The organism is Pseudochrobactrum sp. B5 (assembly GCF_001939785.1).
GTDB lineage: Bacteria > Pseudomonadota > Alphaproteobacteria > Rhizobiales > Rhizobiaceae > Pseudochrobactrum > Pseudochrobactrum saccharolyticum.
Genome location: NZ_MOYL01000004.1, coordinates 339,264 through 353,741 on the forward strand (window position 1 = coordinate 339,264; position 14,478 = coordinate 353,741).

Annotated in this window: 15 protein-coding genes, 1 pseudogene and 1 riboswitch; of the genes and pseudogenes, 4 read left to right on the forward strand and 12 right to left on the reverse strand. The window is 51.2% G+C overall.

Going from position 1 to position 14,478, the window contains the following annotated elements:
- Nucleotide 1: 1 nt before the first annotated feature.
- From thiE to BKD14_RS13885, 9 genes and pseudogenes are all read right to left on the reverse strand, one after another.
- Nucleotides 2-646 (reverse strand): thiamine phosphate synthase, encoded by a 645-nt coding sequence (gene thiE / locus BKD14_RS13845; RefSeq protein ID WP_075656858.1) that lies wholly within the window; start codon nucleotides 644-646, stop codon nucleotides 2-4.
- Complete coding sequence (gene thiM / locus BKD14_RS13850) at nucleotides 633-1,445, reverse strand: hydroxyethylthiazole kinase (protein WP_075656859.1); 813 nt, start codon at nucleotides 1,443-1,445, stop codon at nucleotides 633-635. Before thiM ends, thiE begins: the two co-directional genes overlap by 14 nt.
- A gap of 63 nt (nucleotides 1,446-1,508) precedes the next feature.
- Nucleotides 1,509-1,604: riboswitch (TPP riboswitch) on the reverse strand.
- 44 nt (nucleotides 1,605-1,648) lie between these two features.
- Nucleotides 1,649-2,953, reverse strand: coding sequence for a glycerate kinase (locus tag BKD14_RS19570; protein ID WP_075656951.1), 1,305 nt, complete (start codon nucleotides 2,951-2,953; stop codon nucleotides 1,649-1,651).
- Between the two features lie 159 nt (nucleotides 2,954-3,112).
- A pseudogene (locus BKD14_RS19685) lies at nucleotides 3,113-4,108 on the reverse strand (NAD(P)-dependent oxidoreductase); the annotation flags it as partial.
- 23 nt (nucleotides 4,109-4,131) lie between these two features.
- A complete protein-coding gene (locus BKD14_RS13865; RefSeq protein WP_075656860.1) occupies nucleotides 4,132-4,722 on the reverse strand; it encodes an RES family NAD+ phosphorylase in 591 nt (196 codons plus the stop codon).
- Entirely contained in the window at nucleotides 4,719-5,282 is a 564-nt protein-coding gene (locus BKD14_RS13870; RefSeq protein ID WP_022711570.1) for a hypothetical protein, read from the reverse strand. Before BKD14_RS13870 ends, BKD14_RS13865 begins: the two co-directional genes overlap by 4 nt.
- 83 nt (nucleotides 5,283-5,365) lie before the next feature.
- Nucleotides 5,366-6,607: an FAD-dependent oxidoreductase gene (locus BKD14_RS13875; RefSeq protein WP_075656861.1), complete on the reverse strand. Its 1,242-nt coding sequence runs from the start codon at nucleotides 6,605-6,607 to the stop codon at nucleotides 5,366-5,368.
- 142 nt (nucleotides 6,608-6,749) lie between these two features.
- Nucleotides 6,750-7,511: an ABC transporter substrate-binding protein gene (locus tag BKD14_RS13880; protein WP_022711568.1), complete on the reverse strand. Its 762-nt coding sequence runs from the start codon at nucleotides 7,509-7,511 to the stop codon at nucleotides 6,750-6,752.
- Nucleotides 7,512-7,651: 140 nt separating this feature from the next.
- Nucleotides 7,652-8,725 (reverse strand): saccharopine dehydrogenase family protein, encoded by a 1,074-nt coding sequence (locus BKD14_RS13885; protein ID WP_022711567.1) that lies wholly within the window; start codon nucleotides 8,723-8,725, stop codon nucleotides 7,652-7,654.
- A 214-nt stretch (nucleotides 8,726-8,939) separates the two neighbouring features.
- Here BKD14_RS13885 and BKD14_RS13890 point away from each other — a divergent pair, with 214 nt between their 5' ends.
- The 4 genes from BKD14_RS13890 to BKD14_RS13905 all read left to right on the forward strand — a co-directional run bounded on the left by BKD14_RS13890 (nucleotide 8,940) and on the right by BKD14_RS13905 (nucleotide 10,887).
- Nucleotides 8,940-9,368 carry an Lrp/AsnC family transcriptional regulator gene (locus tag BKD14_RS13890; RefSeq protein WP_022711566.1) on the forward strand — a complete coding sequence of 143 codons (429 nt, stop codon included), beginning with the start codon at nucleotides 8,940-8,942 and terminating at the stop codon, nucleotides 9,366-9,368.
- A gap of 177 nt (nucleotides 9,369-9,545) precedes the next feature.
- The gene (locus BKD14_RS13895) at nucleotides 9,546-9,938 is read left to right on the forward strand and encodes a hypothetical protein (RefSeq protein WP_075656862.1); all 393 of its coding nucleotides are present in this window, start codon (nucleotides 9,546-9,548) and stop codon (nucleotides 9,936-9,938) included.
- On the forward strand, nucleotides 9,923-10,447 hold the full coding sequence (locus BKD14_RS13900) for a hypothetical protein (protein ID WP_075656863.1): 525 nt from the start codon (nucleotides 9,923-9,925) through the stop codon (nucleotides 10,445-10,447). Before BKD14_RS13895 ends, BKD14_RS13900 begins: the two co-directional genes overlap by 16 nt.
- Nucleotides 10,448-10,740: 293 nt before the next feature.
- Nucleotides 10,741-10,887 carry a DUF1127 domain-containing protein gene (locus BKD14_RS13905; RefSeq protein WP_075656864.1) on the forward strand — a complete coding sequence of 49 codons (147 nt, stop codon included), beginning with the start codon at nucleotides 10,741-10,743 and terminating at the stop codon, nucleotides 10,885-10,887.
- Between the two features lie 165 nt (nucleotides 10,888-11,052).
- Here BKD14_RS13905 and BKD14_RS13910 read toward each other — a convergent pair whose 3' ends face one another.
- The 3 genes from BKD14_RS13910 to dsbD all read right to left on the reverse strand — a co-directional run bounded on the left by BKD14_RS13910 (nucleotide 11,053) and on the right by dsbD (nucleotide 14,135).
- Nucleotides 11,053-11,490 carry a DsrE family protein gene (locus tag BKD14_RS13910; RefSeq protein WP_075656865.1) on the reverse strand — a complete coding sequence of 146 codons (438 nt, stop codon included), beginning with the start codon at nucleotides 11,488-11,490 and terminating at the stop codon, nucleotides 11,053-11,055.
- A 79-nt stretch (nucleotides 11,491-11,569) separates the two neighbouring features.
- Nucleotides 11,570-12,202 carry a DsbA family protein gene (locus tag BKD14_RS13915; RefSeq protein WP_075656866.1) on the reverse strand — a complete coding sequence of 211 codons (633 nt, stop codon included), beginning with the start codon at nucleotides 12,200-12,202 and terminating at the stop codon, nucleotides 11,570-11,572.
- 43 nt (nucleotides 12,203-12,245) lie between these two features.
- Entirely contained in the window at nucleotides 12,246-14,135 is a 1,890-nt protein-coding gene (gene dsbD / locus BKD14_RS13920) for a protein-disulfide reductase DsbD (protein WP_075656867.1), read from the reverse strand.
- Nucleotides 14,136-14,478: the final 343 nt, after the last annotated feature.

Below are 14,478 nucleotides of genomic sequence, written 5' to 3' on the forward strand. Positions count from 1 at the left end.
CTTAGCCCTTTGCTCCACGGAAATGAGCAATCGCCGCATTGAAGGCACGGGCTTCCTGCTCAGGGCTCTCCTGACCGCAAATTGCAGACACCACAGCCAGACCATCAATACCGGTCGCCAGCACATCCTCCACATGCGGCAGTTTAATGCCTCCGATTGCCACGGCTGGCAGGCCATTGTGCGAATAAACCCGTTTCAACCCGTCAAAACCGATGGAAGGCGCGCAGTTCTTTTTGGTAGCGGTCGGGAAAACTGGGCCGATGCCGAGATAATCCACCACAGCACTATCCGCTTTGGTGGCCATTTCAGCGGTCTGTACCGACAGACCAAGGATCATATCCGGCCCGATCTTTGCCCGCACCTGTTCCGGTGAACCGTCATGCTGGCCGATATGCAGACCGTCGGCACCAACAGCAATGGCAACCTCAATATTGTCATTGATAATCAGCTTGGCATTAGTGCCTTCGAGCGCCGCTTTCAATGCTTTGGCACTTTCAAGCATCTCCTGCTGGCTGGCGTCTTTATCGCGCAACTGCACCATTGTGGCACCGCCACGCACCGCTGCAATTGCGGTTTCCACCATACCCAAACTGCCGCAAAGCTCGCGGTCGAGAACGAGATAGAGCGACAGATCAAACTGTTTCATAGAATTGTACCTTTGCCTGAGACTGGAATTGTGCGGGAGAGAGCGCATATAGCGCATCAATAAAATGTATCTGGAAGCTGGCAGGGCCTTTTGCCCGCAAGGCCGCCTGCTCTCCGGCCACAGCATACATAGCCAGAGCTGCGGCAGAGGCCTCGAGAGCAGAGGTTCTATGCGCGGCGGCAAATGCACCGGTCAGGCTGGTCAATGCACAGCCCAAAGCCGTGACCTGCGGCATCAGTGGCGAGCCGCCATCAATACGCAAAGTTGTCTGACCATCGGTGACAAGGTCATAAGCGCCGGTGACTGCGACCGTACATTGATGCTCCCGCGCCAGTTGTTGAGCCGCATGATGCGCAGCGCCAGCATCATCGCCGCTGTCTGCACCCTGTCCGCGTGCGGAAAAGCCAGCCAATGTCAGAATTTCTGAAGCATTGCCGCGAATAATTGTTGGTTTCAGTGCCAGCAGTTTTTGCGCAGCATCGCGGCGGAAGGTTGAGGCAAAATGCGCAACGGGGTCAAAAACCCACGGAATATTATGCGCATTGGCAGCCGTGATAGCAGCGATCATGCCCTGCACCCAGAGCGGCGAAAGTGTGCCGATATTGATCGTTACTGCGCCGCATAATTTTGCAAACTCCCCCGCTTCTTCCTGCGCATGCAGCATAGCCGGAGATGCACCGGCAGCCAGAACCACATTGGCAGCCGTATTCATCGCCACGAAATTAGTGATGCATTGTATGAGGGGTTTGCGCTGCCGCATGGTTTCCAGCATCGCGCCGAAATCCGGTAGATCTTTCATATCAGCCCTCCGCAACGGTGAGGGTCTGACGCGGGGTGTCGTTATCGTCGCTTTTGCGAGAAGCCACCCTTTGATCTGACTCCCTCCGCCGGCATTATCCGGTTCAGGTTCAAAGGGTACTTCTCAGCCGGTATGATCCGGGCGCCCCTGTCTCTCATCATCATTATGGCAGAGCAGAATGCGGCTGTCCACCGCTTGAAGAATTAGCTGATTAATATGGCACGGAAATCATTGACATTTGTGCCGGTCGGCCCGGTCACAAACAGATCACCACTGGCATTGAATGCACTCCAGCTGTCATGGCCTGCGAGAAACTGTTTCGCATCAAGACCAAGCTCCGTCATGCGTTGAATTGTGTTGCCGCCAACAAAAGCACCGGCATTATTCTCCGAACCGTCAATGCCGTCCGTATCCGCAGCTAAAGCGTGAATATTAGCATTGCCTGCAATATTCAGCGCCAGCGCCAGCATAAATTCGCTGTTGCGCCCGCCTTTGCCTGCCTTTGAACCGGAGCCAAGCGTTACCGTTGTTTCACCGCCGGAAAGCAGCAGAAGCGGCTGGCCGGATATGCGGCTGCGCGCCTGATATTGAACCATTGCCCCATGCATCAGCGCAATGTCTTTCGCTTCCCCTTCAATCGCATCAGATAGAATGAGCGTCTCAACGCCCTGCTCCTCAGCCAGTTTTGCAGCCGCCTTTAGTGATTGCGCTGCGCTGGCAATAATATGGTGGCTGTGCCGCGCAAACACCGCGTTATCCGGCTGCGGAGCATCGGCTGCTGCATTGTATAGATGCGCCATCACCTTTTCCGGCAACTGCATCTTGTAGTGTTCAATATATTTCAGTGCATCATGGCGCGTTGCACGATCGGCAATTGTCGGCCCTGAGGCGATCAGCGCCGGATCATCACCCGGAATGTCCGAGACAATCAGACTGACCATACGGGCAGGTCCTGCGAGGGCAGCAAGCCTGCCACCTTTGATCGTGGAAACATGTTTGCGGATAGCATTCATGACACTGATAGGCGCACCACTGGCGAGCAGCGCCGCATTGACTGCCTGCTCGTCGGCCAGTGTCAGCCCCTCCGGTGGCGCAGGCAACAGAGCCGAGCCGCCGCCGCAGATCAATGCCACCACCAGATCATCCGCGCTCAGATCTTGCAAAGCGGATTTCAGCTGCTTGGTTGCTTCCAGTCCCGCTGCATCCGGCACCGGATGCGCAGCTTCCAGCACTTTGATAAACCGGCATTCCGCCCCGTAGCCATAACGGGTAACGACCACACCCTCCGGCGCAGGGTTACCGGCCTCAATCCATAAAGTCTCAAAAGCCTGCGCCATTTGTGCGGCGCCCTTACCGGCACCGATCACAATGGTTTTGCCCTTTGGTGCTTGCGGCAAATAGGGTTTGAGACAATGCAGCGGATCAGCCGCCTGCACGGCTGTTTCAAACAAGGATTTGAGGAATTGCCGCTCCTGCCCTTTTTTGAATTTTCTCTGTGGCCGACCGATGCCCAGCGGCAACTGACTGCCACCGTCACTGTAACCGGCAGGGATCGCGCCGACTGCATTGATGATACGGCGCTCCGTAATCGCTGCAAAAATCTGGTCAACGGCCTGTTTTGCCCCAACTAGGCGTGACGGATGATCGGTATCTGCCGCCGCATGAGGCAGCAACAACATGCGTTGCTGATATTTTTTTGCTAATGGCAAATAAGGCGCCAGCGGCCCTGATTGAATACCGTCTTTTTCAAACAGGTCAGCATCCACTGCAACATTGCGGATATGACCGCTCTGCATCAGCGGTTCAAGTGCTGCAACATCCACCAGCTCGCCGCGATCGTAATTGATGACCATCGCGCCTTGTGCCATTACCGACAGAACATCATGACCGACAAGCCCCTGATTGCTGTAGCGCCCTGTCTCCTTGTTCAGCGCACCAAGCCCCAGATGCACGCTCAATACATCGGCGTTTTGCGCAGCCTCTTGCGGTGTCGCCGCGTAAGTATAACCTTGGCTTTCAATCCATGAGCGATGATGTTCCCGCGCATAGATCACCACATCCATAGCAAAGGCTTTGGCCAATTTTGCCACTTCCATGCCAATATTGCCGCTGCCGAGAATGGCAAATTTACGTCCTTCAAGACCAGTGCTTGGAAAACGCGCCAGATCGCGGCCGGTATCAAATTTGCCTTCCAGCACCTGCGCATAAAGTGTTTCCGTATCGAGATCGGGACGAAACTGTAACAGCGCTTTCAGCACCATTTGCGCGGTGATACGGCTATTGATACCCGGTGTGTTCATCAAAGGCGCTGTGCCGGAAACCCATGATTGCGATTGCATATTGCCGGTGCCTGCACCGATACGCACACCACCCTCGGCGAACAGGCATTGCGGCGGGATACGGGTGGCGGCTGCAATCACCGCATCATATTGCCCCTGCCCCGCAACGGCTATCAGCTCTTCTTCAGTGCTAAGATCAGGGCAATAGAAGAAATGCAGCTTACCGGCTGCGAGTTCCTGCCCTGTTTTTAAACCATGATCGTGGAAGACCCCGCCTTTTTCTTCAATATAATGGCGGATTTCATGCCATTGATGCTTACCTTGCGCATCAAGACGCAACTCCAGATGATCCGTAATCAGGACTTTGGCAGTTTTGTCCGGCATGATTTCAGTTCCCTTATAATTATTTAGTACGGGGCAATACCCAGATTATAGTGATTGGCAATTTGCCAGAACCAGTCTGCATCAAGATCAGTCTGTCGTTCGGCAATACTGATATGCTCAGCACAATGATCGAACAGCGCATAACAAAGCTGCTCGTCATCATGGCGGGCATAATAGGCAATGCCATCAAAATTTTCCGGATGATTATGCAATGCTTGTGACCAGTGTTGTGCGGTGTCATAAGGCAGACCGCTATGCAGCACTTCAGCCGTTGCACCAATTATAGCCAGTCCGCGCCCTGCAAGTTTGGCCAGCTTTAACGGAGACGTCAGCTCCAGCACCACATGCGCTTTCTTCTGTAAAAGCATTAAATCAATCAGGCTGCGACCGGGTTCACGTAAGAATGTTTCAGCAAAAGCGCCTTCCCGTGCAGCGGCTGTATAAAGCACACCATAGGACGCATCCGGTGCATTCAGCCTGCCCATATCGGAGGGGTCGAAATAGACGGGTTCAAAAGCAGCTGTATAAAAACGATATAATTTGCTTCCCGCAGCCAGAGTGATCAGCTCAGGCTGTCGGGAAGCCAGATTGTGTGGTGGTTGCGGCCCGCTCACGCGCCTTGCAGACCATTGAGCCGTGCTGCTTCCAGCACCGCATCTGTTTCACCGCGACGCAGCAGCTCAATCGGCTTTTTGCCGTTGAGACGTTCATCCGGCCTGCTCAGAAAATTCAGCAAAAACCACGGATTAGCGCTGCCAAGTGCCTGACGCACAGCTTTCAGTCCGGCAACAATACTGCCGTCATTAAGAAACTGGATCGTCGGATAGGCACGGCGGTTGCCAGGCCCCGGAACTGCGAGCAATGAACCATCCTGCACGCGTTTATCCACGGCCTGACGGGAAATACCCTGCAATAACAGGCGCACTTGCTCCAGCGTATAGGCGCCGCCTGCCTCGCGCAGATCCTGCTGGGCGATTTCAACACCACGCAGCAAAGCCAGAGCGCGCGCATCCGGCTGGTAGGCCTCTTTGGCAACAGCCGTAGCAGCAGTTTTATGGACAGGCTGACGTTTAGCAATGGCACGCGCATTTGTATTGCCGCGCGGCTTTGCCTTTGCTGCAGGGGACTGCCGTGCTTTCTCAGCCTTCGGTGTATTCTGCGTTGTCTGTACCATTTTCATCTCCTGAACTTAAAGATGATACTGCACAGACTGATTGTCAAGCTTGCTATTATTGTCGAAGTTGACGAAGTTGCATCTTACATGAAGCGACTTACAGAATATGGCTCTGCCGGAATGAATGGTTTCTCTCCCGTCATCAGCTCTGCCAGCAACCGGCCGGATGCAGGCCCCAGCGTCAAACCATGATGGGCATGACCAAAATTCATCCACAATCCCGGCTTGTTTGGCACTTGACCGATAACCGGACGCATATCTGGCATACAAGGGCGCAGACCCAGCCATGGCTGCGCTTCAACCGGTTTGCCCAATGACGGCAATACTTTACGCGCACGTTTTTCTGCCCGGTCGAGCAGGATACGATTAGCCGGAGCATCCGGCGCTGCAAATTCAATGCCGGTTGTCAGACGCATGCCCTGACGCATCGGTGCCAGCACATAGCCACCTTCTACTTCAACCACGGGATGATTGAGAGCTGCACCATCATCAAGCGAGAAATGCAGATGTGTGCCGCGTTTGACTGCCATTGGCAGTTTCATTCCGGCCTTGTCATAGATGAGATGGGACTGAGGTCCGAGCGCGGCAACAACATTACGTGCCGTCACAGGTTCGCTTGCGCGTACCGACCAGCCATCACTTTGCTGCTGCAAGGTCGAAGCATCGCCATGCAGGAACACGCCGCCGCGTTGTGTGAAAAGAGAAGCATAGGCTTTGACCAGAGCCGAAGGATCATTGACCGTTTTCGGGTCGAGCCAATGAACGGCACCGGCAATATTGCGCATGGATGGTTCCATTGCCGCAAAACCGGTGTTGTCGAGCACTTTATAATTCAGACCAAAGCGATCCAGCGACGGCAGATTTTTCACAAAAGCATCAAAAGCCTGTTCACTGCAAAACGCTTCCAGCCAGCCTTTGTCCTGCACCAAATTCTGGCAACCGGCCTGATCAATCAGGAAATCATGTTCGGTCACACTGGCTTCCACAAGCGGCAGCATGGCTTTTGTTGCTTTTGCCAATCCGTCCGCGGAAGAATGACGCCAGAACTGAAACAGCCATGGTGCCAGTTTAGGCATATAGGCCAGATCATAACGCACATCCGTACGGTTATTCAGACCATATTTAATCAGATTGGCGAGCCCGCGCGGAAATGAATAAGGAATAACGCTGGAGCGCTCAATCAGACCGGCATTGCCATAACTCGTCCCCTCACCCGGATCTTTTTTATCGATCAGACAAACGGCATGGCCGCGTGCCTGCAAGTGAAGAGCAGTGCTGACACCGATAATGCCTGCACCCAGAATGATTGTATCGAATTTACGCATGTTATGGCCGGATAATGCGGGTCATGACTACAGGCAGAAAAATTCCGGCCGGCAGTTTGCCACGAAGGACTAAAAATACAGGATTAAGACAATGAGCGCGCAAAGTTGCGCGCTCATCAAACGGTTTTAACAGTCGTTGTGATCAATAAATATCGAAGTCGAAATACTTCTTCATGATCTTGTCATAGGTGCCGTTCTTGCGGATACCGTCAATCGCCGCATTAAACTGGGCTTTCAGATCATCATTGCCCTGTTTCAAAGCAATACCGGTTTCTGTCTGTGTGCCCGGCACGTCTTCAAGAATATGGCAGCAGCTTCCGGCTTCCGTCTTCAGCCAGTCAACGACAGGAAATTTGTCGGAGATCATTGCATCCAGACGACCGGTCTTCAGATCCGCATTGGCTTCGTCGGCGCTCACATAAAGTTTGACCTCAGCACCGGCTTTAGCCAGCACATCTTCCGCATAAATCGCCTGTGTTGTGCCGCCCTGCGCACCGATTGTTTTGCCGGAGAAGCTTTCCGGTTTCACATCTTTAATCGGGCTGTCTTTCGGCACAGCAATCGCCAGAGGCGTGGAGTAATATTTATTGGTGAAGTCGATCTGTTTCTTGCGCTCTTCGGTAATGCTCATCGATGCGATAACCGCATCAAATTTGCCCGCCTGCAAGCCCGGAATCATACCGTCCCAATCATTGGCAACGAGGGTGCATTTGGCTTTCATTTCCTCGCAAAGAGCATTGGCAATATCAACGTCAAAGCCCTTCAGCGAACCGTCAGCATCAACAAAGTTGAACGGAGGATAAGCACCTTCTGTGGCAATACGGATTTCTTTCCATTCTTTTGCGCCCGCCGATGTCGCAATAGCAGCCAGTACCATACCTGCAAATAAAACTGATTTACGCATAGTTCCCTCATTATGTCGTGAAAATCATTCTCCGAGGGCAGCTAAACAGAAAAACGGGGCAAAGGAAAGCCCTTGCCCCGTTTCTCATTTCATCAAGATATTCTGAATACGCATCATGTAGATACGTATTCATCCCGCTATTAAGCGTAAACTTTACCGAAGCGGTTTGCGAGGAACTTATCCAGCGCAATATCTTCCTGCTTCATGAAGCCCTGTGCAGGGATGCTGCCATCAGCAAGCATATCAACAACAGCGCAGATAGCGGAAGCAGTGGTAACCTGAATACCGGTCATTTCCAGACCATCCTGAGTCTGGTTGTAAACCTTATTCGCATAAGTTTCCTGAGTCAGACGACCGTCTTTGTAGCCGGTTACGGTTACGAAGATAACGATAACGTCCTGCTGGGTGCCCGGAACTGCAGTTTCAAGAATGTCCTTGAATACATCGCGGCGATGACGCAGGCCGAGGTCGTTCAGCAGGGTCTTGAAGATGTCGCAATGGCCAGGGTAACGGATGGTGCGGTAGTTCAGGGTGCGGACTTTGCCTTCAAGGGTTTCAGCCAGAGTGCCGAGACCGCCGGAAGTGTTGAAAGCTTCGTACTGAACGCCTTCGAGCGAGAATTCTTCGCGCTCTTCCATAGCAGGAACCAGTGTCAGCTTGCCGTTGACGATGGCTTCACAAGGCTCGATATATTCGTTGATAACGCCGTCCGTGCTCCATGTCAGGTTATAGGTGATGGAGTTGGTCGGGAACTGTGGCAGAGCGCCGACGCGCATGCCGATAGATTCCAGCTTGTCGAATTTCTTGGCCAGATCGTAAGCAACGATCGAGATGAAGCCAGGAGCCAGACCGCACTGTGGAATGAAAGCGGTTTTAGCGGTTTTCGCCAGTTCTTTAACATGGCGTGTGCTTGCAACGTCTTCGGTCAGGTCGAGATAGTGAACGCCTGCTTTTGCAGCTGCATCAGCAATACGGATTGTCATCTGGTAAGGCGCAGCGCTGAGAACAGCAAATTTACCGGCCAGAACGGCTGCCAGAGCGGCTTCATCAGCAATATCAACAACTTTAGTTGTGATGTTCTTTTTGCCGGCAAGCGCTTTCAGCTGCTCTTCCGCACGGTCTGTTACCGTTACATTATAATCACCGGTGTTACCCAGAAGCTGTGCAATTGTTACACCGATCTTACCGGCACCAACGACGACGACGTCTTTCATGACTGACCCTTTATTATATTGCCTGAGTGCGACTGCCTGTGCCTGCGCAACAAGGAAAATGTAACACTTTAATAATACTGTATTATTTCCCGAGGACTTGATTCAGTCTCAGGAAATGATGGCATAGAGTCGCAGAATTTTTGTCAAAAAGAAGTATCTAAAATGACGGAATGACGCTATATATTTGAACGAAGTGACGCTAGCGAGGTTCAAAATGACGACGAAAGCCGATATGGCCCTGATTGCTCTTTTACGCGAGAATGCCCGCGCTTCGACAGCAACACTTGCCAGACGGCTCGGCGTTTCCCGTACAACAGTTCAAAGCCGTATCGACCGGCTGGAAAAACGCGGCATCATTACCGGCTATACTGTTAAACTGTCTTCAGAACATGAAAGCCATCTGGTGCGTGCGCATGTGCTGGTTACAGCCCTGCCGAAATTTTCACCAAAGGTTGAAGTCGGTCTCAAAACCATGATGTCCGTGCGATCTGTTCATTCGATCAGCGGCAATTTTGATATGATTGTTATTGTTGAGGCACCGTCAATCGGCGAACTCGACAGTGTGCTCGATCAGATCGGCGCACTGGAAGGTGTTGAACGCACCATGTCTTCTATTATTCTCTCCACCCGCATCGAGCGGTGAATTTTAAAGAGATTATCATTAGTAAATAATATACGAGTGTAATATTTTTTGGATATTAATATTCAATTATTCTAAAATTATTTACTGAAATAATAAAACTATAAATACTGCTGTCATTTTTATTCCCGTGAGTTATGTAGCACTGCATAATCTTTAGGCATGACCACGGGGGTAGTTTTGCTTAAAACCTATAAGAAATCTTCTCAGCTTGCCAGTGCAGGTATTTTGCTCTTCTCGGCAATCACTTTCACATATTCCAATCAGTTTGCAGCGCTCAAACTCGCTTTGAACTGGTGGGATCCTTTTGCAATTTCTCATTACAGACTGTCCGCTCTGACAACGGAACAATTCGCGTTTGAAGTTCAGACTGCGCTGGATGAGGATGATATTGCGGAAGCGCAAAGTCTTGTCGCCTTAGCAACAGATTACGGGCACACACTCCCGCCAGAACTGATTGAGAAAACCGAGGAAGGTTATCTGGCGGCGCAGCTATTGCAGGTTTCGGATTCGCTGCGGGCCGCGACTTATATAAAGGTACCAAAAACAGTGCGGGCTTGCTTCTTTTATTAGCGGCCGCCTTTATCTGCCCCTTTATTGGCGGACGAGGTCTTGTCAGAGGTCATAATCGCGGTTTTTTCGGAACTCTTTTCCTGACATTCATTGGCAACCTTCTCCTGATTGCCATTAGCATTGCCGCATGGTCAGTTATTATATTCTATTTGATCTCCGTTACATCGACTGAAGCAAACACACATTCCTTGACTGGCGCCATTTTTCTTGGTGCTAGCGTAACTTTGCTAATGACAGCAACCGGTATTTTAGTCGGCTTATTCCAGCGACCAAAGCGCCTTAAAATTTTTGCCGTCGCATGTGCAAATGAAGACTTTATGCAAAAGCAAGGTTTTCAGGAAACAGGTGGCAGCGACATTACACATTACGATCAAAACGGAAACGCTTTGCGCTTTCTGGAGGTTCATCCGGCAAAGATCGTCTTTATGGCTGTAGGAAGACGCGGGAAAAGAGCGTTTATTGATCTCGACAGTGATGGCCGCATGGTCGCCTATTCAGGCATTCAGTAGCGCATTTACACAGATGTTTCCCGCCAGCCCTGCATAGCTATGCGCGTATTTTCAAGAAAAAGCAGGTCTTATCCGAATTTCAGGGGGATTGTGGCCGCTTCAGGGCTGCGCTGAGCGCTTTTGCGGCAAGTTTTTCACTTAAAATGATGATTATGACAATTTAATGCCTGACGGAGCGTTTTCCCAATCCGAATAAGCAACGCAGCTATGCAAATTTGTCTCTGCTCATTTCGGATCATTAGGGCTATATACAACTCAACAAACAACGACATAAAATTTTCTAGGTGAGAAACATGAACCTGATCCGCTCTTACAACAACTGGCGCCGTTACCGCAGCACAGTAAACGAACTGAACCGCCTCTCAACCCGCGAACTGAACGATCTCGGCATCCTGCCTGCAGAAATTCCGTTTGTAGCTCGCAAGGCAGCTCAGCGCTAATAAGAATTACAGAGATATCAAACCTGAGCCTCCCTCCTCCTCCCAACTCAGGTTTGATCGAAGACCGGTCTCCCTCCTCCCAACCGGTCATTCATTGTAACGCCCGATGCTCCTCCCAGCGTCGGGCGTTTACTTTTTCGGCAACCAGTTTTTGGTCTTCAACACTCAAAGATGGATATAGGCAAAGCCCTGTATTTGCAGATATGCAAGTTCTGCAACGCCGCTTGGCACCACGTCATCTTCTGAAAGACGATACAGGTTTTTAATCTCTAGATTACGCGCGCGCATTGTATTGGCGCAGGCCAGAAACCGAACGCCCTGTTCGCATAAATTATCAAAACGTTTTTTCAGAATATCGTCGGCTTCCGCAATCTGAAACAAATCCAGACCCACGCCGTGGCAAACCACACGGATGGTAAAAGCCGGTTTTGATTCACATCCTGCAGATAATGCCTGCACATGATTGGTCAGGGATGTGAGCAATGTCGCCATATAGGCTTTTGTCTCAGCCGGTGCTGCATTTATATAAGCACCATTATTATGATAAACGACCCGCTGTTCACCGGACTTACTATAGCGATTATGGGTCAGCGGATCATTCATTATAAAACTCCGGTCAGAGAACGGCGACTTTCGTGCCGCTCGCACTTACAGGTAATATTGGCATTACCGCTCTGGCTTGTTATTTCGCTGCTTTCTCGCGAGCACGGGCATCAGCCACCGCCATCTTGAAACCGTTATAATCCAGTGCCATCGCCCGGAACGGCCCGATCAGATGCGTTGGAGTGCCTTCAACGCCGATTGATTCCGCCTGCGACATGACACGCTTCAGCTGCGCAGTGATTTTACCGTTGTTTTTGTTCAGATCAGCCTGCAATTGCTGCATATCAATGCCGGAGGCTTTAACCGCATCAAGCATCGCCTTTTTAGACACTTTGCCGCCCGGAATTGACATCAGTGCTTTATGAACGACTTCATATTTACCCTGATATTGCGCTGCCAGCGCCAATTGGGAACCATAGACTGACGATTCCGTCAAGATCGGCCATTCTTTATAGACAAGACGGATATTTCCGTCTTCCTTAACGATACGCGCCAGATCAACACCGGATTTTTTGCAGTAAATGCAATTATAATCGGTGAAAACGACAATGGTCAGATCGCCTTTTGGATTGCCGCCGGCAGGCGCTTCCGGATCATAGAGAATCCCGTTGACATCAACCTCCTGTGCAAAAGCACCCTGCTGGCTGTTCAGCAGATAAGCAGTGCTCAACGCAATACCGGATGAGAGTTGAAGGAACTGGCGGCGTTGCATATGGTTCTCCTGCAATACAATAGGTAAATAAGGTTGGCGCGGCTCAGAGGCCGAGCGCCTGAAGACGATTGTCCAGCTTGTCCGGTGTCAGCTCGCCAATGATACGATTTTGCGTCTGTTCTTTGGCTGTTTGTGCTTCAAGGAACATCAGCGTCGGCGGCCCGACAACGTTAAAACGCTGCATCAGATCACGGCTGGCATCATTATAATCGGTGATATCCGCTTTAATCAGTGTGAGATTGCCCAGACGTCCCGCATATTCCGGATTTTTCATCACTTTTTCATTGCTCTTACAGGTTGTGCACCAGTCTGCGGTGAAGTCCACCAGCACCGGCTTACCTGTCGCAATTGCCTGATTGAGCACCTGATCATATTCAGCTGAAGTTTTTACAATTCTGACCGGCTGGGTTGTAGCAGTCTGTGCAATCTGTTGGGTGCTGCCCTGTAAAAAGCCCAATGGTTGCCACGGATCCGTTGAACCGCCTGCAAAACCGACCATCAGCAAGGTGCCGTAAATCAGCGCGGCAATGCCGGTAGTTTTTTCAAGGCGCATCCATGCGGTGCTTTTAGCACTCAGGCGGTCAAACACACCGAGGAAAACACCGCAAGCCAGTGCTGTGAGCGCCAGCAGCAACATTGCATTTTCATCAGAGAGCAGGCGCAGGATCATGTAGATCGCCAGTCCCAGAAAGACGACGCCGAAAATCTGTTTGATTGTATTGAGCCACGGGCCGGATTTCGGCAGATATTTTGCACCAAATGTGCCGAAAATAATCAGCGGCACACCCATGCCCAGTCCCAGAGCAAACAGAGCAGACGCACCGCGTACGGCATCACCGGTCTGCGCAACATAGAGCAATGCAGCGGCAAGCGGCGGGGTCACACAAGGCCCGACAATCAGCGCGGAACCAAAACCCAGTACCAGAGCGCCGCTGATCGCACCGCCTTTACCGGATGTGTTGCGGCTGAAGAAATTTGTCCAGCCTTGCGGTAGTTGCAATTCATAATAGCCGAACATCGACAAAGCGAGCGCGACAAACACCAATGCCATAAACCCAAGCGCATAGGGTGTTTGCAATGCGGCTTGCAAATTATAGCCCGACCAGGATGCGGCAAAGCCAAGCACGGCATAGGCTGCAGCCATCGCCACCACATAAGCCGACGACAGGACAAAACCGCGGCCGGATGACAGTTTTTCACCGGATTTTGCCAACATTCCCGACAGGATCGGAATCATCGGGAAAACGCAGGGTGTCAGTGCCAGTAACAGACCAAAGCCAAAAAATCCGGCCAGCATGAAAGCGAAATTGGAGCCAAGCCACGCAGTTACTTCTTCCGTGCTGACATCGGTGAGACTTGCAATCAGACCGGTTTCAGCCGGTGCTGCGGTTTCCTGTGCAGGCGCAGTATCATCGGTCAGCGACAAATCAGGTGCAGCAAGTTCCGTCTGTGACAGACCTCCCAGACCCAGCGCCACTTTGGAAAGCTCCAGTGTTTGCAGATCAAGCGAGCGTGTTACCGGCGGATAGCAGATACTATCTTCCTCACATCCCTGCCAGCGCACCAGAACATGCCCATCTTTCGGCAGCGCATTTTCAGGCACCTGTGCAAAAGCACGGTTATACAAAACTTCGGTGCGGCCGAAATTCATGTCATCCTTGATGACACCTTCACTGACATCGGCGGGCAGTACTGTGCCGTCCGGCTTTTCGACCTGTATCTTGTCACGATACATGTAAATTTTAGGCGCAATATTCCATTGAAATTGCAGCGCGTTTTTCTCATCGCGCGTGACACTCAATTGCATAACCTCTTCAGCGCTGCGCATGGTTTGCGCAACAGCCTGAATACCGGTCACAGGTGTAAAAGCAGCAGATAATACAATGCTGAAAAAGAGCAGACTGAAAAGCTGTCGGTAAAAATGTCGGATCATATTATCCTGCGAAAACCAAAGCATGTCGCAGCTAAATGAGTTCATTTAGCGTTCGCGAACATGCGACAATTGAAAGAACCTAGAGCGAGTGCCATGAATGCCATTAAACTCAACACGCTCTAGAATCTTGTATGCGATACCCTAATAAGACGCCCGAATATCACACAGATAGGCGGATGCCTGTTATAATGTCCATACTATCTTATGACCTTAAGTCAGCCTTAAGGCAGAAAAGCCAGTCTTACAGATAATAGACCGCAAAAGTTAAGCGGAACAATATTGATAGTTAAAGTGCATTCCTAAGCAGACCTGAAAGAGGGGCCGAAAGCGAGAATGTTCCGGA

Bases quoted from the DNA above. Each gene is read 5' to 3' on its own strand.
- thiE (WP_075656858.1), bottom strand. From the start codon at position 646: ATGAAACAGTTTGATCTGTCGCTCTATCTCGTTCTCGACCGCGAGCTT.
- thiM (WP_075656859.1), bottom strand. From the start codon at position 1,445: ATGAAAGATCTACCGGATTTCGGCGCGATGCTGGAAACCATGCGGCAG.
- BKD14_RS13870 (WP_022711570.1), bottom strand. From the start codon at position 5,282: ATGGTACAGACAACGCAGAATACACCGAAGGCTGAGAAAGCACGGCAG.
- BKD14_RS13875 (WP_075656861.1), bottom strand. From the start codon at position 6,607: ATGCGTAAATTCGATACAATCATTCTGGGTGCAGGCATTATCGGTGTC.
- BKD14_RS13880 (WP_022711568.1), bottom strand. From the start codon at position 7,511: ATGCGTAAATCAGTTTTATTTGCAGGTATGGTACTGGCTGCTATTGCG.
- BKD14_RS13885 (WP_022711567.1), bottom strand. From the start codon at position 8,725: ATGAAAGACGTCGTCGTCGTTGGTGCCGGTAAGATCGGTGTAACAATT.
- BKD14_RS13890 (WP_022711566.1), top strand. From the start codon at position 8,940: ATGACGACGAAAGCCGATATGGCCCTGATTGCTCTTTTACGCGAGAAT.
- BKD14_RS13905 (WP_075656864.1), top strand. From the start codon at position 10,741: ATGAACCTGATCCGCTCTTACAACAACTGGCGCCGTTACCGCAGCACA.
- BKD14_RS13910 (WP_075656865.1), bottom strand. From the start codon at position 11,490: ATGAATGATCCGCTGACCCATAATCGCTATAGTAAGTCCGGTGAACAG.
- BKD14_RS13915 (WP_075656866.1), bottom strand. From the start codon at position 12,202: ATGCAACGCCGCCAGTTCCTTCAACTCTCATCCGGTATTGCGTTGAGC.
- dsbD (WP_075656867.1), bottom strand. From the start codon at position 14,135: ATGATCCGACATTTTTACCGACAGCTTTTCAGTCTGCTCTTTTTCAGC.